The 23,094-nt window shown below is 68.6% G+C and carries 19 protein-coding genes and 1 tRNA gene; 9 read left to right on the forward strand and 11 right to left on the reverse strand.

Features of this window, described 5'->3' with window-relative positions:
• Nucleotides 1–1,491, reverse strand: coding sequence for a wax ester/triacylglycerol synthase family O-acyltransferase (locus tag ACXYX3_RS17320; protein WP_241205963.1), 1,491 nt, complete (start codon nt 1,489–1,491; stop codon nt 1–3).
• A gap of 75 nt (nt 1,492–1,566) precedes the next feature.
• Between ACXYX3_RS17320 and ACXYX3_RS17325 the strand changes: the two genes are divergently transcribed.
• A tRNA-Arg gene (locus ACXYX3_RS17325) sits at nt 1,567–1,639 on the forward strand.
• A 23-nt stretch (nt 1,640–1,662) separates the two neighbouring features.
• On the opposite strand, the gene ACXYX3_RS17330 is transcribed toward ACXYX3_RS17325, so the two are convergent.
• On the reverse strand, nt 1,663–4,272 hold the full coding sequence (locus tag ACXYX3_RS17330) for a CocE/NonD family hydrolase (protein WP_458608356.1): 2,610 nt from the start codon (nt 4,270–4,272) through the stop codon (nt 1,663–1,665).
• A gap of 274 nt (nt 4,273–4,546) precedes the next feature.
• On the opposite strand from ACXYX3_RS17330, the gene ACXYX3_RS17335 reads away from it, so the two are divergent.
• The 6 genes from ACXYX3_RS17335 (at nt 4,547) to ACXYX3_RS17360 (ending at nt 11,026) form a co-directional block, all read left to right on the forward strand.
• Nucleotides 4,547–5,866: a PE-PPE domain-containing protein gene (locus tag ACXYX3_RS17335; protein ID WP_458608357.1), complete on the forward strand. Its 1,320-nt coding sequence runs from the start codon at nt 4,547–4,549 to the stop codon at nt 5,864–5,866.
• A gap of 5 nt (nt 5,867–5,871) precedes the next feature.
• Nucleotides 5,872–6,468 carry a class I SAM-dependent methyltransferase gene (locus ACXYX3_RS17340; protein WP_458608358.1) on the forward strand — a complete coding sequence of 199 codons (597 nt, stop codon included), beginning with the start codon at nt 5,872–5,874 and terminating at the stop codon, nt 6,466–6,468.
• A gap of 111 nt (nt 6,469–6,579) precedes the next feature.
• Entirely contained in the window at nt 6,580–7,938 is a 1,359-nt protein-coding gene (locus tag ACXYX3_RS17345; RefSeq protein WP_458608359.1) for an HNH endonuclease signature motif containing protein, read from the forward strand.
• Between the two features lie 11 nt (nt 7,939–7,949).
• Entirely contained in the window at nt 7,950–8,714 is a 765-nt protein-coding gene (locus tag ACXYX3_RS17350; RefSeq protein WP_458608360.1) for an acyl-[acyl-carrier-protein] thioesterase, read from the forward strand.
• Between the two features lie 92 nt (nt 8,715–8,806).
• Nucleotides 8,807–10,075 (forward strand): histidine phosphatase family protein, encoded by a 1,269-nt coding sequence (locus ACXYX3_RS17355; RefSeq protein WP_458608361.1) that lies wholly within the window; start codon nt 8,807–8,809, stop codon nt 10,073–10,075.
• Nucleotides 10,076–10,186: 111 nt separating this feature from the next.
• Nucleotides 10,187–11,026 (forward strand): IclR family transcriptional regulator, encoded by an 840-nt coding sequence (locus tag ACXYX3_RS17360; RefSeq protein ID WP_458608362.1) that lies wholly within the window; start codon nt 10,187–10,189, stop codon nt 11,024–11,026.
• A gap of 7 nt (nt 11,027–11,033) precedes the next feature.
• Here ACXYX3_RS17360 and ACXYX3_RS17365 read toward each other — a convergent pair whose 3' ends face one another.
• Nucleotides 11,034–12,101 carry an acyl-CoA dehydrogenase family protein gene (locus ACXYX3_RS17365; RefSeq protein WP_458608363.1) on the reverse strand — a complete coding sequence of 356 codons (1,068 nt, stop codon included), beginning with the start codon at nt 12,099–12,101 and terminating at the stop codon, nt 11,034–11,036.
• Nucleotides 12,102–12,194: 93 nt separating this feature from the next.
• On the opposite strand from ACXYX3_RS17365, the gene ACXYX3_RS17370 reads away from it, so the two are divergent.
• Together ACXYX3_RS17370 and ACXYX3_RS17375 are read left to right on the forward strand one after the other, a co-directional pair.
• Complete coding sequence (locus ACXYX3_RS17370; RefSeq protein WP_458608364.1) at nt 12,195–13,001, forward strand: acyl-CoA dehydrogenase family protein; 807 nt, start codon at nt 12,195–12,197, stop codon at nt 12,999–13,001.
• A gap of 4 nt (nt 13,002–13,005) precedes the next feature.
• Nucleotides 13,006–13,758, forward strand: coding sequence for an enoyl-CoA hydratase (locus ACXYX3_RS17375; protein WP_458608365.1), 753 nt, complete (start codon nt 13,006–13,008; stop codon nt 13,756–13,758).
• Between the two features lie 3 nt (nt 13,759–13,761).
• Here the strand turns inward: ACXYX3_RS17375 and ACXYX3_RS17380 are convergent, their stop codons facing one another.
• The 8 genes from ACXYX3_RS17380 to ACXYX3_RS17415 form a co-directional block, all read right to left on the reverse strand.
• Entirely contained in the window at nt 13,762–14,895 is a 1,134-nt protein-coding gene (locus tag ACXYX3_RS17380) for a dihydrolipoamide acetyltransferase family protein (RefSeq protein ID WP_458608366.1), read from the reverse strand.
• The gene (locus ACXYX3_RS17385; protein WP_458608367.1) at nt 14,892–15,911 is read right to left on the reverse strand and encodes an alpha-ketoacid dehydrogenase subunit beta; all 1,020 of its coding nucleotides are present in this window, start codon (nt 15,909–15,911) and stop codon (nt 14,892–14,894) included. Before ACXYX3_RS17385 ends, ACXYX3_RS17380 begins: the two co-directional genes overlap by 4 nt.
• A gap of 1 nt (nt 15,912) precedes the next feature.
• Entirely contained in the window at nt 15,913–16,992 is a 1,080-nt protein-coding gene (gene pdhA / locus ACXYX3_RS17390) for a pyruvate dehydrogenase (acetyl-transferring) E1 component subunit alpha (protein WP_458608368.1), read from the reverse strand.
• A gap of 100 nt (nt 16,993–17,092) precedes the next feature.
• Entirely contained in the window at nt 17,093–17,911 is an 819-nt protein-coding gene (locus tag ACXYX3_RS17395) for an HpcH/HpaI aldolase/citrate lyase family protein (protein ID WP_458608369.1), read from the reverse strand.
• On the reverse strand, nt 17,908–18,390 hold the full coding sequence (locus tag ACXYX3_RS17400) for a MaoC family dehydratase (protein WP_458608370.1): 483 nt from the start codon (nt 18,388–18,390) through the stop codon (nt 17,908–17,910). Before ACXYX3_RS17400 ends, ACXYX3_RS17395 begins: the two co-directional genes overlap by 4 nt.
• Nucleotides 18,387–19,547 (reverse strand): acyl-CoA dehydrogenase family protein, encoded by a 1,161-nt coding sequence (locus ACXYX3_RS17405; protein ID WP_458608371.1) that lies wholly within the window; start codon nt 19,545–19,547, stop codon nt 18,387–18,389. Before ACXYX3_RS17405 ends, ACXYX3_RS17400 begins: the two co-directional genes overlap by 4 nt.
• Nucleotides 19,544–21,526 carry an acetyl/propionyl/methylcrotonyl-CoA carboxylase subunit alpha gene (locus tag ACXYX3_RS17410; RefSeq protein WP_458608372.1) on the reverse strand — a complete coding sequence of 661 codons (1,983 nt, stop codon included), beginning with the start codon at nt 21,524–21,526 and terminating at the stop codon, nt 19,544–19,546. Before ACXYX3_RS17410 ends, ACXYX3_RS17405 begins: the two co-directional genes overlap by 4 nt.
• Nucleotides 21,527–21,528: 2 nt before the next feature.
• Nucleotides 21,529–23,079: a carboxyl transferase domain-containing protein gene (locus tag ACXYX3_RS17415; RefSeq protein ID WP_458608373.1), complete on the reverse strand. Its 1,551-nt coding sequence runs from the start codon at nt 23,077–23,079 to the stop codon at nt 21,529–21,531.
• Nucleotides 23,080–23,094 lie beyond the last annotated feature (15 nt).

The raw sequence follows: 23,094 nt of genomic DNA on the forward strand, positions 1-23,094 counted from the left end.
TCACTGTGCGGCACTTCCCTTCGTCGAAACGGTGTGAGACAAGGGTGACGGGGACTCGGCGGTGAACGTCGCCGGGTGGGCGCGTCCGTCGCCGCCGAGCGCGAGAACTTCGTCGAAGCCTGCCAGCAGACACTGCGCCAACAGCGTCGGATCGGTGATCGCGGCGCGGTCGTAGCGCGCGGTGACGGTGCAGTAGCCGGAGCGGGAGATCAGCACGACCATCATCGCCACGCCGGGCAGTGGGCCGAGTCCGTACTGCCGCAGCACCTGCGCACCGGCGATGAACGTGTCGCCCGCGTAGACCGGCACGTTGCTGGCTTGCACATCGGAGTTCACGATGGAACCGGCCATCGACTCCAGCACGCTGTCGGGCAGCAGCGACACGACGGGCGCGATCGCCCCGACCAGGTCGAGCGCGCGCTCGTCACGCTTACGCGTCATCTGGGTCCTGATGTTGCGGATACGCACCGCGGGATCGGTGAGCCCGATCGGTGCGGCGAGGTTGACGCCGGCGAACCGGTTCCCGCCCGCGGGGTCCGCCTCCGAGCGCAGATTCACCGGGACCGCCATCGGCAACGTGTCGACCGGAACGCCCTTGGCCTGGTGGTAGAGGCGCAGCGCTCCACACAGACCCGCCAGATACGCGTCGTTGATCGAGCCGCCGGCGGCCTTGGCCGCGCGGTGAAGATCACCGAATGCGATGTCGATGGCGTCGCTGCGGCTCGACAGCGAGCGCCGGCGCAGCAGCGGCGACGGGTCGGCGACCGGCCCGATCACGCGGGCACCCGACATCGCGTAGTCGATCACGCTGCCCAGCCGCGACACCGGGTCGCGGACGACATGGCCGGCGGCCTGCGCCGCGCCGAACAGCACGTCGCGCAGCCCGCCGGCGATGGTGCTGGGCAGGCGGTTGAGCCCCTGACGCATCAGGTCGTTGGGCGACAGATCGGCGGGGATGGGTAGCGGCGGCACCGGCTGCTTCGGCGGCTGGCGTTCGAGGTCGTAGAGGTTCGCGAACATCTCGACCCCGCCCACACCGTCGGTGACGGCGTGGCTGAGGTGCACCATCAGCGCGGCCTGGCCGTCGTGCACCCCTTCGATCAGGGTCGCGGTCCACAGCGGCCGGGAGATGTCCAGCGGTGACTGCGCGGCCACCTCGGCGAGATCCATCACCTGCCGGAAACTGCCCGGCTCTGGGACGCGGACCCGGCGGAGGTGGAAGTCGAGATTGAAGTCCGGGTCGACGACCCAGCGTGGCGCTGCGGTCGGCAACGTGGGGATCACGACCTTCTGCCGCAGCCGCAGCACTTTGCGCGAGGCGGTGTCGAAGCGTGCGCGGAAGGTGTTCCAGTCGGGCGTGGTGTCGAGCAGTTCGACGGTCAGGATGCCGGAGCGGGTCCGCGGGTTGGCCTCGCCACGATGCAGGATCTGGTCGAGGGGGCTGAGCTCCTCGGGCAGTCCTGCCGCGTCCAGGTCCGGCGGATCACTCATGGGCACCACGCTAGTCGGCCGCCTTGTGACGCGGAGCGGCTTTACGGCCCGCGCGCGATAGACTCCTCGGGCACTGCCTCCGTAGCTCAGTGGATAGAGCGACCGCCTTCTAAGCGGTTGGCCGCAGGTTCGATCCCTGCCGGGGGCGCTTACCTCTCTACCCGTCTGTCGCTACACCGGCAGCAGGTTCGGCCCCTGGTTCACGCCCGCCGAGGTGGTCGGCAGGCTCACCTCCACGCTGTCGATGTGCACGAATCCGAACTGGGTGAAGTTAAGGAACGGCGTTGCGGTGGTGAAGATCTGCAGCTCCAGCTCGCTGTCGGGGGTCATCGTGTAGGCGATGTCCTCGAGGTCGATCTCGGCGACCTGATCGCGACCGTTGAGGGTGACCGGCACCGGCGAGACGATGTTGCCGACGACGAGCCCGGTGCTCTTGTCGACCACCTGGGCGTAGATGTGACGGCTGCTGCCCAGGCCGCTGTAGTTGATCACCACGTGCGGCGCACCGACGACGTTGGCCTCGCCATCCGGGTTGCTCAGCGGAATCGTGACCGCGTTCGTCGCCACCGAACCGTCGCCCAACCCGTAGGGCAGCGGCACGTCCGGGCTGGGACCCGAACCGCCGATGAACGGGATGATCGGCAGCGTCTTGCCGGTGCTCCACACCGTCGCCGGAACCTTGCTCTCGGCGTCGTAAAAATCGCTCGCGGTCGGCCGAGTCACCGACGACCAGCGATCACCATTCTGATCGGTCCACTCGAATGCGTAGGGCTCCGGGATGGGGAGGTCCTTGACGTACTTCAGCATCCACGTCGCGGTCTCGCTGAGGAACCACACATTGTCGGCATCACCGTTGCCCTGACCCGGCAGGCAGGTGCCGTGGCCGCCGCAGTACCAGATCAGCTTCACATTCGGATTGTTGGCCATGTAGCCCATGTTGATGATGGACTGCTGCAGCGGGAACAACACATCGACGGTGCCCTGGATGATCAGGGTGGGGATGTCGATGTTGCGCACCGTCTGACCCGGGCCGCTGGTCTGCAGCAGCTGAATCTGACTCGGCGTGAGGATTCCGAGCGAGGCGCCGGTGAGGATGCCGCCGTAGATCTGCGGGTTGATCCGCGCCCCGGTCTCGATCAGCCCGAGCAGCAGCAGGCCGGCGTATGAGGTGCGGAACGCGCTGTGCGGGTACAGCGAATCGGGCAGGGTGTTCCAGGCCCAGCCGGGTGCGATGGCGTCGACGCGGTCATCGCTTGCGGCCGTGACGAATTGGATGCCGCCGCCGTAGGAGACGCCGACCATACCCATTCTGGGATCGCCGGCCTTGTCCAGTTCGACGCCGCTCTGCGTTGCGACCCAGCTGATCAACTCGGAGACGTCCTGACCCTCGTACTGCGGGCTGTCGAGTTGCAGTACGCCGCCCGAGGCGAACTCGCCGCGGGGGTCCCACGTGACGACGTTGTAGCCCAGGGAGCGGAATGTGGAGACGAACGGGTCGGCCGGGTCGGTCGCGCCCGGCTGCGCCAGGCCGGGTCCGTTGAAGATGGTCTCGTAGCCTGCCTGACCGTCGTTGTCGGGGACACCCGCCAGCGCGGGGAAGAAGTTGGTGCTGATCTTGGTGCCGTCCCAGGACGTCACGAACGTGGTGAACGCGACCGGCGCGCCCGCCCGCAGCGCGGTGATGTCGACGGAAATGTCCTGCAGCTCAGCGGTTCCGAGCAGACCGGACAGGACGCCCGCCTGCTGCAGTCTCTGCACGACAGGTGTGATGAGCGACGATCCGACGATCGGCAGGCCGGTGATCACGGTGGTGAACTTGGTGTTCTGCGCCACCAGCACCGAGAAGGTCTCCGTGCCGTTCGGCCCGTCGGTGAGTTTCTCGTCGGCGTAGGGCAGGAAGCGGAAGGCTCCTGTCGTCGCGTCCAGGGTCAGCTTGCCGCCGTTGCTCGGCCGATCGATGACGGTGTAGGTGGAACCGTCCGCGGTGGTGCACGTCGTCCCGACGACGCAGCCCGCGATCACGCCCTGCACGACTGCGACCGAGTAGGGATCGATGGCCGTGGGCTGAACGAGCGCGGACTCGCGCCGCGCGCCGGCGAGCAGCAGCAGGTCCGACAACGACCCGCCGACCGGCGCCGAGCCGTTCCCCGACGACGCGGGAGTGAACGCCCGGTCGAGTGCGGTCAGCAGGCCGGAAACCACGGTGCGAGCGGGCGCCTCCTGGACGTCTTGGCTGCGCGGCGTCCACAGCGTGGTCCGCACCCGGGGCTCGGCGGCCTGCTCGCGGCCCGCGACCGCGCGGGGCGTCTGCAGCCAGGACAGAACGCGGGGCTGTTCCGCGGCGGGTTCCGGGTCGTCGGACGGCGCCGATACCGCGTCGACCTCCGATGAGACCTGCTTCTTCTCCACCGTGTCGGAGCGCTTCTGGCGACGGTCGGAGCCGCCACTGCGGGGAGACTCGTCGGCCGAGTCGGCGTCGTCCGCGCCGGCTTCCGCTCTGGCCTCGGCTCGCTTCTGGCGTTGCTCGGCCACCCGGTCGGCGATGCCCTTGACCGTGTCCGACAGCGACGTGCGCTCGGTGCTGCGGTGCTTGCCCACCGGCCGCGTGTCGAGCGTGGCCGAGTCGCCCCGCGGAGAATCCGACTGGGACTGGGACGGGCGTGAGACGGACGCCCCGGTGTCGTCGGCATACGCCACGCCCTGCCCGGTGATGATCGCGGTCCCCACTCCCAGGGCGATCGCCAGGCCGCCCACGCGACCGATATAGCTAGCAGCACTCATGACACAACCTCCGCCGTCACCATCGGAAACGGGGCAGACACTACGCCGACGACGCGATGATCACAGCGAAATCCGGCCAGAGATTTATGACAGCGTCAATTGTCCGAGGCTGACACTTTCCGCCTCAGCCACAACAGCATTGACGCTGCGCCGTGACCGGCAGATCACGCCAGGTCATGTATCAGCGAACGGCCACCGGGGGTTCTTCGGCAAACGCCTCGGACTGCCGGTGAGATACGGTGACCCCGAAAGCGTCGGGGGAGGATACGGGAACATGGCGAAACATCGCAGGAGCGGTCGGGGCAAAGCCGGCGTCGTCAGCGCAGCCGCGATCGGGGTCGCAGCAACGGTCGCCGGTGTCGCAGGCGTGCAGCCGACAGCGCTCTCGGCACTTCCGGTGGACCTGTCCGCACTGATCGTGGTGGGCAGCTCGACCCATCCGGATGGCAGCGGCAACGAGAACTTCTTCGAGGGTCTGTTCAACCAGGCGCCGTACAACCCCGGCGGCCAGCCGGGTGCCGATCTGATCGGCGTGCCCTTCGGTGGCGGCCCCGCGGCGATCGACGCGGCGCTTCAGGCGCACTCGGGTGAAGCCAACGCGGTTCTCGCGTCAGGGTGGGGCGCCGCGAACGCCAGCGTGGTGCTGTCGCGCCTCGATCGCCACCAGGATCCGGCGCTGCCCTCGAGCGTGTTCGTCCTCGACAACAACGTGTCGCGGCCCGATGGCGGATTCGGCACGCGTTACCCGTGGTTCTCGCTCATCGGGGTCAACCCGTTTCCCTCGCCGGTGGACACCGCCGCTGCCGCGGTGGTCGACATCGCCTACCAGTACAACTACAACTCGAATGCGCCCGCGGACCTGCTGAACCTCGTCGCCCACGTGAACTCTTTGGTCGCCTATCTGTACGGCTATCGCGAGCAGGACCAGATCGACCTTCCCGTGGACGAGGCGGGACGCCCGACCGTCTCCTGCGGCGGCGCCAGCACCTGCGCGGTGCTCGCCGGCAGCGCGGACGCAATGCCCTGTAGCGACGCGCGATGCGACGCTCCTGACGGTGACCGCGTGGTCGCCTACGTGACGACTCGCGGGAACACTACCTACGTCACCTACACCACCAAGGAATTGCCGTTGGCACGGCTGATCCGCGACGTCGTTCCCTTCGGCGACGCGATCGCCGACGTCAGCGAGCCCCTGCTTAAAGTGATCGTCGACTCGGCGTACTACGACAACAACCCGATCCCGTCCGACCCGAGTCGGTATCGGCCCGCGCGTCTCGCGCCGACGGTCGGCGAACTCGCCGAGACGGTCGCAAAAGTGCCGGGCGCGGTTCGCGACGGTCTGAAAGCCCTGTCGGACAAGGACACCGAAGCTCCTGAGGTCGAGTCGACCGACAAGGCCGAGATCGAGAAAGCCGACAGCGCCACGACCGGTGCGGAGACGCGTCGCGAGCGTCGGCTGGAGCGAATTCGAGCGCGCGCTGCCGAGCGTGAGGACGCTTCGCAATCGAAAGCCGTTCAACAGAGAGAGGTCTCGAAGACCCCGGCCGACTCACACGGTGCAGCAGACGGAGACGACGCCGATACCGCGGACTGAGGCGGATGGGCCCGTACTGGAACCACAACACCGCTTACCATCCGTGGGTACTGGCACGCGCCCACGGCCGTGACGTCCTCGACGTCGGTTGCGGCGACGGACTTCTCGTGTCGCGGCTCGCGCCGGTGGCCCGCTCCGTCGTCGGCATCGATCCCGACCCTGACGCGATTCGGCGAGCACGCGCGAGACTGGCGGACGTCGCGGGCGTATCCGTCGTCGAGAGCACGTTCGATGAAATCGCCACCACCAGTGTGCGATTCGACCTCATCACCTTTGTCGCCAGCCTGCATCATCTGGACTTGCGGCCGACACTGGCGGCCGCGAAGCAGATGCTGCGGCCCGGCGGTGACCTCGCAGTGGTCGGACTGAGCGCGAACACGACCGTCGCCGACTGGATGTGGTCCGCGTTGTGCTTGCCGGCGGTACGCCTGGGCTCGTGGTGGCACCGCGAGACGCGTGACATCGGCGTGGCCGTCGCCGATCCGCGTGAAAATCTGGCCGAGATCCGCCGCTCCGCGTCCGAGGTGCTGCCGGGTGTGACGATCCGCCGCGCGCTGTACTACCGCTACCTGATGCGGTGGACGAAGCCCCGCGACGGCTGATCCGTTTCTGTCAGTGGGTCACTGCAATCTCTTTGGCCTCAATTGCCCCAGCGGCATATGTCGTCACATCCGAGGCTCTTCTTGTCGGTGGTTCGAACTATTGTTCGAGACGTGGATGTGGTGGCGGACGCGGTGGCGGGAATGCGGGCTCAACTCGCGATCCTGCACGACGCCTGCGACGGGCTGTCCCACCGCGACCTGGTGGTTGCGATGGCGGAGGTCACGTCAGTGATCCGGTCTGTCCCGGCGCTGGAACACCAGATTCTGGCTCGACTCACTGCGGAGACGGAGCCCCGTCGGCTCGGGGAGGCATCGTGGAAGAAAGTACTCACCACCGCGCTGCGGGTGTCCGAGCGTGAGGCGAAACGACGCCTGGCTGACGCCGAGAACCTGGGGCCCCGGCAAGCCCTGACCGGCGAACCGCTGCCACCGGCCTGGGAGGCAACAGCGGCCGCGCAGGCGACCGGCGCCCTGGATGCCGAGCATGTCGCGGTGATCGCGACGTTCCACAAGGACCTGCCCGGGTGGGTCGACGTCGACACCCGCGCCGCCGCCGACCGCCAGTTGGCGTCGCTCGGTGCGGGATTGACCCCCGAGGATCTGAAGAAATCCGCCGATCGGTTGGCGGCGATGATCGACCAAGACGGTCCCGAACCCACCGACGCCGACCAGGCCCGCCGACGCGGCCTTAAGCTCGGCGAGCAGCAGGCCGACGGGATGAGCCGCCTCACCGGGTGGGTCACCCCCGAATGGCGCGCCACCTACGAAGCCATCCAGGCGAAACTCGCCGCTCCGGGGATGTCCAATCCTGATGACGAGACCCCCTGCGTCGACGCAGAGCCCGCTGACGAACAGCGCCGGTCCGACACCCGTAGTGCAGCCCAACGCAACCACGACGCGTGGCTGGCCGTCGGCCGGATGGCGCTGAGCTCCGGAGACCTCGGCTCCCACAACGGGTTACCCGTCACGGTCATTGTTTCCTTAACACTCCAAGAACTCGAGAAGGGTGCGGGGGTGGCGGTGACCGGTGGGGGTTCGCTGTTGCCGATGGCGGATTTGATCCGGATGGCCGCCCACGCCCACCATTACTTGGCGGTGTTCGATCAGCACACCAACGAGCCGCTCTACCTCGGCCGCACCAAACGACTCGCCTCCCCGGCGCAGCGGATCGTGTTGCACTCCTCCGCGCGGGGCTGCACCCGCCCCGGCTGCACCGTGCCCGGCTACTGGACCCAGGTCCACCACATCGAGGACTGGAAGCGCGGCGGGGCCACCGACATCACCAACCTCACCCTGGCCTGCGGGCCGGACAACCGCATGGTCGAGCAGACCGGCTGGACCACCCGCATCAACGACCGCGGCCAGACCGAATGGCTCCCCCCACCCGACCTAGACACCGGCCAACGCCGCACCAACGGCTACCACCACCCCGAACGCCACCTCCTGCCCGAAGACGACCACGGACCGTAGGCTGACCGGCGATGAGCACCGAAGACGTCGACCGTCGGTTGAGCCCGCGCCCCGAGTCGGGCTATGTGTACACCACCTCGTGGCGGGTCGCGACGGGAGATGTCGGCGACGACCTCAACCTGCGCCTCGACGGGGTGGCCCGCTACATCCAAGAGGTGGGTGCAGAAAACCTCGTCGATGCCGGAGAAGCGGAAGAGCACCCGCACTGGCTGGTTCAGCGCACCGTCATCGACGTCATCGAGCCGATCGAGTTCCCCAACGAGGTGACCTTCAGCCGGTGGTGCTCGGCACTGTCACTGCGGTGGTGCACCATGCGGGTGGACCTCGTCGGCAGTGACGGCGGCCGCATCGAGACAGAGGGTTTCTGGATCGCGATGAACGCCAAGACCCTGACGCCGCAACGCGCCACCGACACGCTGCTCGAGAAGTTCGGCACCACCACAACCGAGCATCGCCTCAAGTGGCGGCCGTGGCTGAAGAATCCGGAGACCATCGAACACACCGAGCCGTTCGCGTTGCGCCGCACCGACATCGATCTCTTCGAGCACGTCACCAACACGGCATATTGGCACGCGATCCACGAGGTGATGGCGCTGGCGCCCGAGGTGTGTTCAGCGCCCTACCGGGCGGTCATCGAGTATCGGAAACCGATCAAGTACGGCGAAGACGTCACCCTGGGCTGGACTCGCGACGGCGACCTCGACAATGCCACTGTCCACATCGCGCTGAGCGTCGACAGCGACGTCCGAGCCGCGGCACTGTTGCGCAGCCTCTGAGCCGGTCTCGGTGAGTGGGACTGAACCTTGTCCCCCGTTGACCCGCCGTTCACCGTGGACCCGACCTTGACCAACGGCGGGAGGAACCCTTCATGAAACAGGCGTCTGATCCGGACGTGCCCCACGGGCAGCCAGGCGCGCTGTGGCGCGTTCTCGGCGTCGCTGTGGCCGTCATCGGCTTGCTGATCGGCGCCGCGGTGCCGGCGTCGGCGGCCGAGCTGATGAGAGTGACATTCATCCGCCACGGTGAGTCGGCCGGCAATGCGTCGGGCAACATCGACACCTCGACGCCCGGGCCGGTGCTCACCGCGAAGGGGCAACTACAGGCCGAGGCCGTGGCCGCGCTGCTCTCCGACAACAACTACGACGGCATCTACGCCTCGACGATGGTGCGGACCCAACTCACCGCCGCACCCATGTCCCAGGATCTCCGGCTGCCCATTCAGGTTCTGCCCGGCCTGCAGGAGATCGAGGCAGGCGTATTCGAAGGCACGCCGGAGAGCCAGGCATCGAGCGGCTACGGCCTCTACCCGCTCGCGTGGGCCGTCCAGGGCAATCGCGACCTGCGGATCCCGGGGTCCATCGATGGCAACGAGTTCGACGCTCGCGTCGACCAGGCGCTCGAGGCGATCTACGACAACGGCGATCGCAACGCCGCGATCTTCTCCCACGGCGGCGCCATCATGTTCTGGACGATGATGAACGCCCAGAACCTCACGGCTGCGCAGAAGATCGATCTGCTCAGGACCGCCCCGCTGGGCAACGCCCAGTACGTGATCGTCGAGGGCAACGGCGAGGACGGATGGACCCTGGTCAACTGGAACGGAAAGCTGTTCGCGCCGGAGCCCACTTTCGTCGCCGAGGTGCACCGACAGAGACGGACGTTGAACCGCCAACTCGCCTCCAGCGCGCAGGAGTTCGTCGCGTCATTCGAGTCCCGCGACCTGGCCACCATTGCGGCCGCGCTCAATCACAGCATCACCGACGCGGCGTTCTCGGTCTCCAAGTACCACCGCGCCATTCGGGCCAAGATCATCGACAGCTTCGGCACCAAGAATGATCCGGCGCCGGCGATCTTGCCCACCGACGAGACCACCGATGTCGCGACCGCACGGGCCACCAAGGCCACCAAAGCCACCAAGACCGAGGTGGCCGAGGCGACTCAGGCGCCCGAGGCCAGCGAAACCACTACGCGGACATGGAAACGCGATCGCACCAGGAAGTCCGAGGCCGTGCAGCAGAGCGACGACTCCCCGGCCAAGACCAGAAAACCGTTCGGCAAGCGCCGCAGCCCCGTCGCAAGCAGTGCCGCTGGCGACGGCAGCAAGAGGGTTGCGGACAACCACGACGCCGCGGCCTGACGTCCCTTGAGGAACCGGCTACCGGTCAGCCCCTCTGCCCCACAGGCAGAGGGGCTGATCCGCGTGGCCATTCGGCGCCGCCACCGGGCGTTCGCCGCTACGGTGACTCAGGTGCGGCACGCAGACGTCGAGGGATCTTCGTCAATGGTGGCCCGGGTGTCGTTGATCCTCAACGCGTTCGACCACGCGGGCACCCTGCTGCGCCTGGATCACATCGCGTCCCGAACCGGACTCCCCCGCTCGTCGACGCACCGCATTCTGACCCAGCTGCACGCGACCGGCCTGGTGGAGCACCGGGCCGACGGTTACCGCCTCGCCGCCGCGGCGGTATCCGCCTCCGGCGATCATCAGGCGCTGCGCCGCGTGGCCGCGCCAGTGCTCGAACGCTTGCAGAGCGACACCATGCTGGTCGTGCACCTCGGCGTGCTCGTCGGCGCCGATGTCCACTGCCTGGACAAGATCGCGGGCAGCAGCGGGATCGTGGTTCCGTTCGGCGTCGGTGGGCGCACGCCTGCGCATGCGAGCGCGCTGGGCAAAGCCGCGCTGGCCCAGACGTCCGCGGAGGACATCGATGCGCTGCTCGACCGCACGCTCCGCAAGATCACCCCCGCCACGATCGCCGACTTGCCGACCCTTCACCACGAGCTCGCACGCGTTCGCGCCAGGCACGGCCTGGCCTACGACGACCAGGAACTGGTGGTGGGGCTGGCCAGCGTCGCTGCGGCGATTCGCACACCGGCCGGTGAGATCGCCGGCCTGTCCCTGACCGGTCCCGCTCCTGCCGAGCGCCTGAAAAGAGTCGCGCCGTTCCTGACCCGCGCCGCGCGCGGGATCGCCGACCGGTTGGGCGACGCAGCGGCACCGACGGGCGCCCAGGCAGACCTCGCCGCCGTCACCGACGACATGCTGTCTCGCGTGCTGCGCACGCTGTCCTCCGACGACTGGGTCTGACGCCCGCTCACCAGATCAGATCGTCGATGCTCAGCCCCACGGCGAACCGGCCGGCGACCGTGAGCACCTGCTCGACGTTGCTCGACACGTGCTTACGCGCCGTCTGCACGTCGCGCCACAGACGTTCGATCAACCCCTCGCCGTCGTCTGCGTCCGCGACGACAGCGCGCACGGCACGCACCGCTCGCTCGCACGCCATCACCTGGTCACGCCGGTTGCGCAACACCAGAGCGGAATCGGGATGCCCACCGTCATCGACACACCGGACGAGATCGCGAACGTTGCGCTGGATCTGGCGCAATGACAACTCGATGTCTTTGTCCGACAATGCGATCGAACTCAGCGCCGCACGCCCCGCGCTACCTCCCACGCTTTGCAGCGCGCTCTGAGCCGCACCCAGCAGGGGCATCGTTCCCGCCAGTGTGAACACCGTCGGCTGAGGGAGCCGATCCAGCGCCGTCACCGACGCCTCGCCGTCGAGGTGCAGCCAGCTGAACGCACGGTGGTCGGGCACGAAGGCTCCTGCCACCACGACGTCGTCAGCACCTATTCCCCTCAGACCCAAGCCGTTCCACGTCGGTTCGACGACGAAGTCGGAACTCGGCACCAACACGGCCATGAAATCCTGAGCGGCACCATCGGCTCCGACCCGCAGCGCCGCAGCGCTCAACCAGGACGAGTGCCGCGCACCGGTACATCTCGACCATCGACCCGAGAGCCAGAACCCGCCCTCCCGGCGATGCAGCCGCCCCGTCGGGGCATAGGAGGAGCAGAGCAACGCACGCGGGTCAGGTCCCCAGATTTCCCCGAGCACACGCGGGTCGCGTACCGACAGGCCCCAGCTGTTCACCCCCAACCAACCGGCCAGCCACCCGGTCGACGTGCACGCCATCGAAAGTTCGCGCGTCGCCGTGAGATACGTCCCGAGGTCGGCGTCGATTCCGTCGGGTCGCCGAGACTGCAGAAGCGCGAAGTAGCCTGCATCGTGGAGCGCGGCGATCACGTCCGGGGCCACCTCACCGCGTCGGTCCACCTCGGCGGCCGACGCTGCGATCGCGGGGAGTAGAGATCGCACCGATTCGAGGACGGTTCGAGCGGACGGACTCGACATCGACGATCGGCGTGCCACGATCATGCTTACCACTGACCGCCGTCGAGAAAGGCCGGTATGACGGGTCCGGACACACGGGTTCGCGAATTCGTCTCGCGTATCCATGAACTCGCGATAGCCGACGGCACCCGCGCGTGGCTCGACGCGATGTTTGACATCGGTTCCCTCGAGGCCTCGGCCGCCGGCGGCGCGTGGCCCGACACCACCTTGATCGCACGGGCCCATTGCGGCTGCGGCGAACTCTCCGACGGCCGGCTCACCGGGCGGTGGACCGCGGTCGGCGGAGCCCGCTACGCCGACTGGTTCGTGTTGCCGGCCCGCCACACCGCCCTGTGCCGCGTCCTGGTCCCCCGCGACTGTGTGGCTGTCGGCATCGAACCCCGCGGCGCGGGACTGGCCGAGGTGGCCGCATCCGACGTCGTCGTCGACCCCGGCCACGTCCTGCTCGGCGACGGCGCCACAGCGTCGCTCCTCACCGCCACCGGCGCGGCCGCCGCGGTGCTCGGTTCCACCCAGGGACTCTGGCGCCGACACGTGGGGCAACTCCGCAGCCACCTCGCGGCGTACCACGGCGGCACGACGGCGGACTCCGACGCGGCCCAGGTCGCACGCGCCGCGTCGGACATCGACGCCGCCGAGCTGCAACTGCTCGAATCCGCCACCGCTGAGGCGAGTCTCGAGGACACGGTGTGGGTGTGCCGCCAAGTCGTCGCCCGTGCGCGGGCGGCCGCCGACCGACTGCTCGAACACAGCAGGCACGCACTCGACGCCGATGATGCGGTGACGCAGAGATGGTGCGAGGTGGACGTGGGTGCCCGGGTGGCCGTTCGCCTGTTCGACGATCTGAGCGCCTCGCTACGCTGACCCGATGTCCGATCTGGTACTGACCGAGGTCACCGACCGCGTCGCCCTCATCACCGTGAACGATCCCGACCGCCGCAACGCGGTCACGGCCGAGAGTTCGGCGGCGTTGCGCACCGCCGTCGAGGCCGCCGAGGCTGACCCCGACGTGCACGCGCTGATCGTAACCGGCGCAGGCAAGGCGTTCTGCGCCGGAGCGGACCTGACCGCGCTCGGCAAGGCCACCGAAGACGGGCTGCGGGTCATCTACGACGGCTTCCTCGCCGTCGCGGAATGCAGCCTGCCGACCATCGCCGCGGTCAACGGACCCGCCGTCGGCGCCGGCCTGAACCTCGCCCTGGCCGCCGATGTACGCATCGCCGGCCCGGCGGCACTGTTCGACCCCCGCTTCCAGAAGTTGGGCATCCATCCCGGCGGTGGAGCGACGTTCATGCTGCAACGCGCGATCGGACCGCAGGCCGCGCGGGCCGCGCTGCTGTTCGGACTGCGCTTCGACGCCGAGTCGGCCGTCCGGCACGGGCTGGCACTCGACGTCGCCGACGACCCCGTCGCCGCCGCACGCGCCCTGGCAGCCGGTCCCGCGTCGGCGCCGCGCGACGTCGTCCTCGCGACCAAGGCGTCGATGCGGGCAACGGCCAACCCCGGCATCACCGACATGCACCAACACCACATGGCCGTCGATGTCGAGATCGGCCCCCAGGCGCGTTCGATCGAGTCCCCCGAGTTCGCCGAGCGCCTGGCCGCCGCACAACGCCGATAGCCGTCAGAGATCCAGCAGTGCGGTCGCCGGCGCCTCGATCGACGACCGCAGCTCGGACAGGAACGCGCCCACCTGCGCGCCGTCGGCGACGCGATGATCGAATGCACATGTCAGGCGCATCGTCGAGCGCGCCACCACCTCCCCGTCGACCACCACGGCGCGCGGCCGCAGCGATCCCACGCCGAGGATCGCAGCTTCGGGATGGTTGATCACCGGCACCCCGTCGTCGAGCCCCAGCGCCCCGAAGTTCGACACCGTGAACGTCGACCCCTGCATCTGCGACGGCGTGAGTGTGCCGTCCCGCGCGGCGGCGACGAGACCCGCGACCTCGTCGCCGAGCCGGCGGGCGGTCCGGTTCTGGGCATCCGGCACCACCGGGACCAGCAGCCCGCGCGGCGCTGCCACCGCGACGCCGAGGTGGATCGCCGAATGGGTGTGGATGCGTGGCCCGTCGACAGTGTCCAGCCAGGTGGCGTTGAGCGCCGGATGTCTGAGCAGCGCCGCCACCGTGAGTCGAAGCACCAACACGAACGGTGTCACCGTCGTCGCGCCGACGGATCTGCAGTGGTCGCGTAACCGCAGCAGCTCGGTGGCGTCGACGTCGACCGACGCGTTCGCATCCGGGATCTCGCTGCGCGACAGAGCCATTCGGCGCGCCATCGCCAACCGCACGCCGGTCACCGGCGCGTCAGCCGTCGGTTCGGCAGCCGCGAGCACATCGGCTCTCGTGACGATGCCCTCCGGTCCAGAGCCGTCGATGCGGCCCAGGTCCACGTCGAGGTCGGCGGCCAGCTTGCGCACCGGCGGCTTGGCGCGGACGCGCCGACGGCTGCCGTCGAGCGCGGCATCGGTGCCATAGCCCACCAGCACGGGCGTGCGCTGCGGCTCGCTCCCGGTCGTCTCGATGCGGACGAGCAGGGAGCCGACCGGCAACGTCTGCCCCTCGGCACCGCCGAGTTCGACGACGCGCCCGGCGTAGGGGCTGGGGATCTCCACCTCGGCCTTGTTGGTCTCGACGGTGCACAGCGTCTGGTTCAGCGTCACCTCGTCGCCGACGGCGACGACCCAACTGGTGATGGTGGCATCCTCCAGCCCCTCACCCAGGTCGGGGACGAGGAAGTCGCGCGACGCGCTCATGGCCGGCTCATCGCGTCGTCGATACAGTCGAGCAACCGGTCGACGCCGGGCAGCCACAGTCGTTCCAGCCGGGCCGGCGGATACGGTGTGTCGAAGCCGGTGGCGCGCAGCACGGGCGCCTCCAATTCGTAGAAGCACTCCTCGGAGATCCGGGCCGCCAACTCGGCACCGAAACCCAGTGTGCGCGAACCCTCGTGCATGACCACCGCCCGTCCGGTCCTGCGCACCGACGCCGCGACGGTGTCCATGTCGAGCGGGTTCAGCGTCCGCAGATCCACGACTTCGACGCCCGCGGAACAAGTGTCGGCCGCGTTGAGTGCGGTCGCGACCAGCGGTCCGTAGGTGATGACGGTGACGTCCTCGCCTGGCCGCCGGATCACCGCGCGCCCCAGGGGTTCGGCCGGATTGCGGGTGTCGACGGGTTCGCGGGCCCAGTACCGGCGTTTGGGTTCGAGGCAGATCACCGGATCGCGTTCGGCGATGGAGTACCTCAGCAACCAGTACGCGTCCGATGGCGTGGCGGGGACCACGACTTTCAACCCCGCCGTGTGCAGCCAGTAGGTCTCGGTGGATTCCGAATGGTGCTCCACCGCACCGATTCCGCCGAACGACGGGATGCGGATGGTCACCGGCATGTCGATGTCGCCATGGGTACGCATCCGGTACTTCGCGAGATGGCTGACGATCTGGTCGAACGCGGGCGCGGCGAAACCGTCGAACTGGATCTCCGGAACCGGGACGAATCCGCGGATCGCCATGCCGATCGCAATACCGATGATCGCGGACTCGGCGAGTGGGGTGTCGAAACACCGGCCGTCACCAAACTTCTGGGCCAACCCGTCGGTGACGCGGAAGACACCGCCCAGCGTCGCGACGTCCTCCCCGAAGACCAGCACCCGATCGTCGGCGAGCATCGCATCCGAGAGCGCGCGGTTGATGGCCTGGGCCATCGACAACGCCTCCACCTCCGGTACGTCGTCGTCGAACCCGAAGGGCCGCTCGATCAACTGGGTCATGTCAGACCTCCTCGAGTGCGTCGGCGGCCAGTTCTGCGCTCAGCGCGTCGCGCTGGCGGACCAGGTCGGGTGTGATCCGGTGGTAGACGGTGTCGAACACCTCTCGGATGTCGGCGTCCGGTTCGCTCAGCACTGCCTCGCGCAGCTCGCTGCGCATCCGCTGCACCCGGTGCGCGACACGGTCTTCCAGCCGCTGGGACCACACGTCCTCGCGCTCGAGATAGGTGCGATACCGGGCGATGGGATCCCGTGCGCGCCAGCGATCCACCTCGTCGTCGTCGCGGTAGCGGGTCGGATCGTCGGAGGTGGTGTGCGGCCCCATCCGGTAGGTCACCGCCTCGATCAACGTCGGTCCGTCACCGGCACGGGCACGTACGGCGGCCTCACTCATCACCGCGAAGCACGCGAGGACGTCGTTGCCGTCCACGCGCACCCCGGGCATGCCGTAGCCGTCGGCGCGCGAGGCGATCGACGCCGCGGCCATCTGCCGTTGCACCGGCATCGAGATCGCCCACTGGTTGTTCTGCACGAAGAACACACACGGCGCCCGGTACACCGCCGCGAGGTTGAGCGCTTCGTGCACATCGCCCTCGCTGGTGGCGCCGTCGCCGAGGAACGCGACGGTCACGCTGTCCTCTCCGAGCCGTTGCGCCGCCATCGCGGCACCGACGGCATGCAGGCCCTGCGTGCCGATCGGAATCGAGATCGGGGCGCAGCACTTGTCGGTGAACCCGACGCCGCCGTGCCACCGGCCGCGCCACAGCGCGCCGATCTGCGGTGGCGAGATCCCCCGAACCAGGAACGCGCCGAGTTCGCGGTACTGCGGGAACAGCCAGTCGGTCTTGCGCAGGCAGGCCGTCGCGCCCACCTGCGCGGCTTCCTGCCCGCGGCACGACGCGTAGAGCGCCAGCCCGCCTTGGCGCTGCAGGTTCACGAACTCGGTGTCGAGCTCGCGGGTGACGACCATCGACTCGTAGAGCCAGGCCAGGGTCTCGGGAGGCAGCTGTCTTCGGTATCGGGTGTCCGACGTGGGTGCGCCGTCTGGCGCGACGAGCACAATCGGGTCGACAACACCGGCCATACCGCCTCCTAGGGTCACTGCCGGCGGATCGCGCCGTCAGTCGACTGAGGTGCTCAGCACAGGGGCGGTCGGTGCTGACCTCTGGTGGGAGGTCTGTCCGTCAGCTGCCGGGGTGGGGCGCCAACGCGACGATGCGCTCCGCCCGCCGAAGTACTGGGGCATCCACCATGATGCCACCGAAAGCGAAGACGCCCCGTTGTGTTCGGGCCGTGTCGAGCACGCGGCGCGCCCAGTCGATCTGCTCCTGCGTCGGCGAGTAGGCCGCCCGGATGACTGCGACCTGCGTCGGATGGATGGCGACCTTGGCGTCGAACCCGACCGCGACCGCGTCATCGCTCTCCTCGCGCAGCCCGTCGAGGTCATTGATGTCGAGGTAGACCGAATCCAGCGCGAGACGGCCATGGGCCTTGGCGGCGAGGAGACTCTGCGACCGGACATGGCGGGCGACGTCGCGATAGGTGCCGTCGGGCCAGCGGTTGGCGGTTCCGCCGGTCGCCGCGAACAGGTCCTCGGCACCCCACATGACGGCACAGGTGTTGTCGACGCGGGCGAGCTCGACCACGGCCAACGCACCCAGTGGCGTCTCGACGAGCACGACGACGTCGCGGGGCGCCAATGAGGCCACCTGGTCGGCGGTTTCGGTCTTGGCCAGCATGACGGTGCTGTAGTCGGTCGACGCGAGCGCCTCGAGATCCCGTGCATGATCCGGCGTTCCGGCCGGATTGACCCGCACGACGGTGCGCGCCGGGTCCAGGGGTGTCGCGATCAACGCGGCGCGGGCGGCCTCTCGGTCCTTGGCGGCCACCCCGTCTTCGAGATCGAGGATCACGACATCAGCTGCAGCCGCGGCTTTTCCGAAGCGTTCCGGCCGATCGGCCGGACAGAACAGCCAGCCCGGGCCGGGCGCGTCGAGCATCATGTCTCCCCGTCGGGACGCTTGCGCACCATGGTCTTCCGCGACGCCGTGGCGACGACGTCGCCGTGTTGGTTGCGGCCGGTGTGGGCGAACGTCACGATCCCCTCACCGGGACGGCTCTTGGACTCCCGCTTGTCGGTGACCTCGGTCTCTGCGTACAGGGTGTCCCCGTGGAACAGCGGCTTGGGGAAGGCGACGTCGGCGAAGCCGAGGTTGCCGACGATCGTGCCTTGCGTCAGTTGCGCCACCGACAGACCGACCAGCGTCGACAGCGTGAACATCGAGTTGACCAGCCGCTGATGGAAGGGCGGTAGCGCGTCGGAGAACGCGGCGTCTAGGTGGAGCGCCTGGGTGTTCATGGTCAGCGTGGTGAACAGGACGTTGTCGGCCTCGGTGATCGTGCGGCCCGGGCGATGCTGGTAGAGCACGCCGGTCTCGAACTCCTCGAACCACAGACCGCGCTGCACGACGACCCGGGTCACAGGCCGAGCTCCCGGCCGATCAGCATGAGCTGCACTTCCGTTGTGCCCTCGCCGATCTCGAGGATCTTGCTGTCGCGGTAGTGCCGCGCCACGGCGTACTCGTTCATGAAGCCGTAGCCGCCGAAGATCTGGGTGGCGTCGCGGGCGTTGTCCATCGCCGCCTCGCTGGCCACCAGCTTCGCGACCGCGGCGGCCTTCTTGAACGGCTTGCCCGACAGCATCAGCGCGGCCGCGTCGTAGTACGCCGCCCGCGCGGTGTGCGCCCGCGCCTCCATCCGCGCGATCTTGAACGCGATGGCCTGGTTGGTGCCGATCGCGCGGCCGAAGGCATGCCGGTCCTTGGAGTAGGTCACGCATTCGTCGACGCAGCCCTGGGCGGCGCCCACCGACAGCGCCGCGATGGCGATACGCCCCTCGTCGAGGATGCGCAGGAAGTTGGCGTAGCCGCGGCCGCGCTCGCCGAGCAGGTTCTCCTGCGGCACCCGCACATCGTCGAAGCTCAAGGGGTGCGTGTCCGAGGCGTTCCAGCCCACCTTGTTGTAGGCGGGTTCGGCGGTGAAGCCGGGCGTGGGCACGGGCACCAGGATCGAGCTGATCTCCTTCTTGCCGTCGACCTCACCGGTGACCGCGGTGACGGTGACGAGCTTGGTGATGTCGGTGCCGGAGTTCGTGATGAACTGCTTGCTGCCGTTGATCACCCAGTGTCCGTCGTCGAGGCGCGCGGTGGTCTTGGTGGCGCCGGCATCGCTACCCCCGCCCGCCTCGGTCAAGCCGAACGCGCCCAACGCCTTTCCCGACGCCAGCAGCGGCAGCCACTCCTGTTTCTGCTCCTCGGTGCCGAACCGGTGCACCGGCATCGCGCCGAGCGAGACCCCGGCCTCCAACGTGATCGCCACACTCTGGTCGACCTTGCCGAGTTCCTCGAGCGCGAGGCACAGCGCGAAGTAGTCGCCCCCCATGCCGCCGTACTCCTCGGGGAACGGCAGCCCGAACAGGCCCATGTCGGCCATGCCGGCGACCACCTCGTAGGGGAACGAGTGCTCCGCATCGTGCTTGGCGGCGACGGGCGCGACCACATGCTGTGCGAAGTCGCGGACGGTCTTGGCCAGCTGCGCGTAGTCGTCGGGCAGTGTTCCGGTCGAGAGGAAGTCGGTCATCGCGGTTGCTCCTTGGTCGCCGTGATCCGGGCCAGTACCTGGCCCACTTTCACCTGTTCGCCCGCGCTGACGAGGAGTTCGGCGACTCCGTCGACCGGTGCGGTGAGGGTGTGTTCCATTTTCATCGCTTCGACGGTGACGACGACGGTGCCCGCAGTCACCGTGGCGCCGTCGTCGACGCCGATCGCCACGACCGCGCCGGGCATCGGGCTGGCCAGTTCGGCGTCCCCGCTGTGTTCGTCGTCGGGTCGCACCGGCGCTTCTCGCACCTCCTCGACCACGATGACCCTCCCCCCGGCGGCCAGCCACATCGCGTCGCCGGTGTCGGCCACCAGGTACTCGACGCGCACGCCGTCGATCGTGACAGCGAGCCTCTGATCCTCCAGATCGGCGCGCAGCGAACGAGCGTCACCTCCCTCGACGGCGGCCGTGGCCGCCGTCGGTGTGCCGGTCAGATAGACGTGCTCGGTGCGCTCCCCCGCACGCAGGCGGATCGACACCGGCGCGCGACCGGCGATGCGCCACCCCGAGGGCACCTCCCACGGGCTGGCCGGCTGGGCCGGCCAATCCCTGCGCCACCGGTAGACGGCGGCGGCGATCAGATCGTCCTCGCGCGCCGGCGACGGCGTGAAGTCGGGGAGTCGCCGGTCGAGCAACCCGGTGTCCAGGCGCCCTGCGGTCACGTCGGCGTCGGCCAGCAGGAAGCGCAGGAAGTCGATGTTGGTGGTCACCCCCAGGACCACGGTGTCGGCGAGCGCAGCGTCCAGCGACCTCAGCGCGCCCGCCCGGTCCTGTGCGTGGGCGATGACCTTGGCCAGCATCGGGTCGTAGTCACTGCCGACCACGGTGCCCTCGGCCAGGCCCGAGTCCACCCGCACGCCGGTCCCCTCCGGTTCGCGCAACGCCGCCACGGTGCCCCCGGTGGGCAGGAAGCCGCGAGCCGGGTCCTCGGCATAGACCCGCGCTTCCACCGCGTGACCGTGCATCGAGATGTCGTCCTGGGCGACAGGCAGTTTCTCTCCCGCGGCGATGCGCACCTGCAGTTCGACCAGATCGAGTCCGGTCACCATCTCGGTCACCGGATGCTCCACCTGCAACCGGGTGTTCATCTCCATGAAGAAGAACTCGTCGGGCCGATCGGCGGAGACGATGAACTCCACGGTGCCCGCACCGGTGTAGTCCACGCTGCGGGCGGTGTCGCACGCGGCCGCGCCGATACGCGCCCGCGTCGTCGCATCCAGCAGCGGCGAGGGCGCCTCCTCGATCACCTTCTGGTGCCGGCGCTGCAGGCTGCACTCGCGTTCACCCAGATGCACCACGCCGCCGTGGGTGTCGGCGAGCACCTGCACTTCGATGTGACGCGGGTTGAGCACGAAACGTTCCAGGAACAGGGTGTCGTCGCCGAACGCCGAGGCCGCCTCCCGGCGTGCACTCGTGAGCGCACCCGGTAGCTCGTGGGCGTCATGCACCACGCGCATTCCCTTGCCGCCGCCACCAGCCGACGGCTTCACCAGGACGGGAAAGCCGATCTGCGGGGCGGCGTCGATGAGGTCCTCATCGGTCAGACCGGGCCGCGAGATTCCCGGCACCACCGGAACTCCGGCCGCCGACACCGTCGCCTTCGCCGAGATCTTGTCGCCCATGGTGGCGATCGCCGCGGTCGACGGGCCGATGAACGTGATCCCGGCGGCATCGAGCGCGCGGGCGAATGTCGCGTTCTCCGAGAGGAACCCGTATCCCGGGTGGACCGCCTGGGCGCCGGTGCGCTGGGCCGCCGACAGCAGCGCGTCGATCGACAGATAGCTCTGCCGGGCCGGCGCCGGGCCGAGACGGACCGCGACATCTGCCTCGGCGACGTGCCGGGCGCCGGCATCGGCGTCGCTGAACACCGCGACCGAACGGATCCCCATCGTCCGCAGCGTCCGGATGACGCGGACCGCGATCTCACCGCGGTTGGCCACCATCACCGTATCGAACATCGTCACATCCTGAAGACGCCGTAGGAGACCGGATGCAGCGGCGCCTGGGCGGCGACGGAGAGAGCCAGTCCGACAATTGTTCTGGTGTCGGCGGGGTCGATGACACCGTCGTCCCAGAGCCGGGCGGTCGAGTAGTACGGATTGCCCTGCGCCTCGTACTGGGCGCGGATCGGCGCCTTGAACGCTTCTTCTTCGTCGGCGGTCATGTCACCGCGGACGGTGGCGAGCACTGCGGCGGCCTGCTCACCGCCCATCACCGAGATCCTGGCGTTCGGCCACATCCACAGGAAGCGAGGCGAATACGCGCGTCCGCACATCGAGTAGTTGCCGGCGCCGTAGGACCCGCCGATGACCACGGTCAGCTTCGGCACCCTCGCGCAGGCCACGGCGGTGACCATCTTCGCGCCGTGTTTGGCGATGCCGCCGGCCTCGTAGTCGCGGCCGACCATGAAGCCGGAGATGTTCTGCAAGAACAGCAGCGGGATGACGCGCTGGTCGCACAACTCGATGAAATGCGCTCCCTTGACAGCGGATCCACCGAACAGCACGCCGTTGTTGGCGACGATGCCGACGGGGTGGCCGTGGATGCGGGCGAAGCCGGTGACCAGCGTGGTGCCGTAATTCGCTTTGAACTCGTCGAATTCGCCCCCGTCGACGATCCGGGTGATGACCTCGTGCACGTCGTAGGGCACCCGGGGGTCGACGGGCACGACGTCGTAGAGCTCGGTCTGATCGGCCACCGCGTCCACGGCGGGCGCCTTCTGCCACGGGATCTCGATCTTGGCAGGTAGCGTGCCGACGATGCGGCGGACGATGCGCAGTGCATCGCGGTCGTCATGGGCCAAGTGATCGACCACCCCGGACACCTTGGCGTGCAGGTCACCACCACCGAGGTCCTCCGCAGAGACGACCTCGCCGGTCGCGGCTTTCACCAGCGGTGGTCCCCCGAGGAATATGGTGCCCTGGTTGCGCACGATCACCGATTCATCGCTCATCGCGGGCACATACGCCCCGCCCGCGGTGCACGACCCCATGACCGCGGAGATCTGAGCAATCCCGTTGGCGCTCATGGTCGCCTGGTTGTAGAAGATGCGGCCGAAATGTTCGCGATCCGGAAACACCTCGTCCTGACGGGGCAGGAACGCCCCGCCGGAATCCACCAGGTACACGCACGGCAACCGGTTCTGCAGCGCGATCTCCTGCGCGCGCAGGTGCTTCTTGACCGTCACCGGATAGTAGGTGCCGCCTTTGACCGTCGCGTCGTTGGCAACGATCATGCACTCGCGCCCCGATACCCGACCGATGCCGGCGATCATGCCCGCACCCGGGCACTCGTCGTCGTACATCCCGTCGGCGGCCAGCGCGGCGACTTCTAGAAAGGGGCTGCCGGAATCCAGCAAGCCGGTCACCCTGTCCCGGGGCAGCAACTTCCCCCGCTCGACATGGCGATCACGAGATCGCTGCGAACCGCCCAGAGCCGCGGCGGCCAACTTGGCACGCAACTGCGCGACCAGTTCGACATGGTCGTCGCGATGTGATGTCCGCGTCGGCATCGCAGGACCCCGCCT

This window comes from Mycobacterium sp. Panama NTM2, assembly GCF_054355555.1.

What these genes read in the sequence shown, in the direction of transcription:
- ACXYX3_RS17320 (WP_241205963.1), bottom strand. Translation starts at nt 1,491, where the DNA reads ATGAGTGATCCGCCGGACCTGGACGCGGCAGGACTGCCCGAGGAGCTC.
- ACXYX3_RS17330 (WP_458608356.1), bottom strand. Translation starts at nt 4,272, where the DNA reads ATGAGTGCTGCTAGCTATATCGGTCGCGTGGGCGGCCTGGCGATCGCC.
- ACXYX3_RS17335 (WP_458608357.1), top strand. Translation starts at nt 4,547, where the DNA reads ATGGCGAAACATCGCAGGAGCGGTCGGGGCAAAGCCGGCGTCGTCAGC.
- ACXYX3_RS17340 (WP_458608358.1), top strand. Translation starts at nt 5,872, where the DNA reads ATGGGCCCGTACTGGAACCACAACACCGCTTACCATCCGTGGGTACTG.
- ACXYX3_RS17350 (WP_458608360.1), top strand. Translation starts at nt 7,950, where the DNA reads ATGAGCACCGAAGACGTCGACCGTCGGTTGAGCCCGCGCCCCGAGTCG.
- ACXYX3_RS17355 (WP_458608361.1), top strand. Translation starts at nt 8,807, where the DNA reads ATGAAACAGGCGTCTGATCCGGACGTGCCCCACGGGCAGCCAGGCGCG.
- ACXYX3_RS17370 (WP_458608364.1), top strand. Translation starts at nt 12,195, where the DNA reads ATGACGGGTCCGGACACACGGGTTCGCGAATTCGTCTCGCGTATCCAT.
- ACXYX3_RS17375 (WP_458608365.1), top strand. Translation starts at nt 13,006, where the DNA reads ATGTCCGATCTGGTACTGACCGAGGTCACCGACCGCGTCGCCCTCATC.
- ACXYX3_RS17380 (WP_458608366.1), bottom strand. Translation starts at nt 14,895, where the DNA reads ATGAGCGCGTCGCGCGACTTCCTCGTCCCCGACCTGGGTGAGGGGCTG.
- ACXYX3_RS17385 (WP_458608367.1), bottom strand. Translation starts at nt 15,911, where the DNA reads ATGACCCAGTTGATCGAGCGGCCCTTCGGGTTCGACGACGACGTACCG.
- pdhA (WP_458608368.1), bottom strand. Translation starts at nt 16,992, where the DNA reads ATGGCCGGTGTTGTCGACCCGATTGTGCTCGTCGCGCCAGACGGCGCA.
- ACXYX3_RS17395 (WP_458608369.1), bottom strand. Translation starts at nt 17,911, where the DNA reads ATGATGCTCGACGCGCCCGGCCCGGGCTGGCTGTTCTGTCCGGCCGAT.
- ACXYX3_RS17405 (WP_458608371.1), bottom strand. Translation starts at nt 19,547, where the DNA reads ATGACCGACTTCCTCTCGACCGGAACACTGCCCGACGACTACGCGCAG.
- ACXYX3_RS17410 (WP_458608372.1), bottom strand. Translation starts at nt 21,526, where the DNA reads ATGTTCGATACGGTGATGGTGGCCAACCGCGGTGAGATCGCGGTCCGC.
- ACXYX3_RS17415 (WP_458608373.1), bottom strand. Translation starts at nt 23,079, where the DNA reads ATGCCGACGCGGACATCACATCGCGACGACCATGTCGAACTGGTCGCG.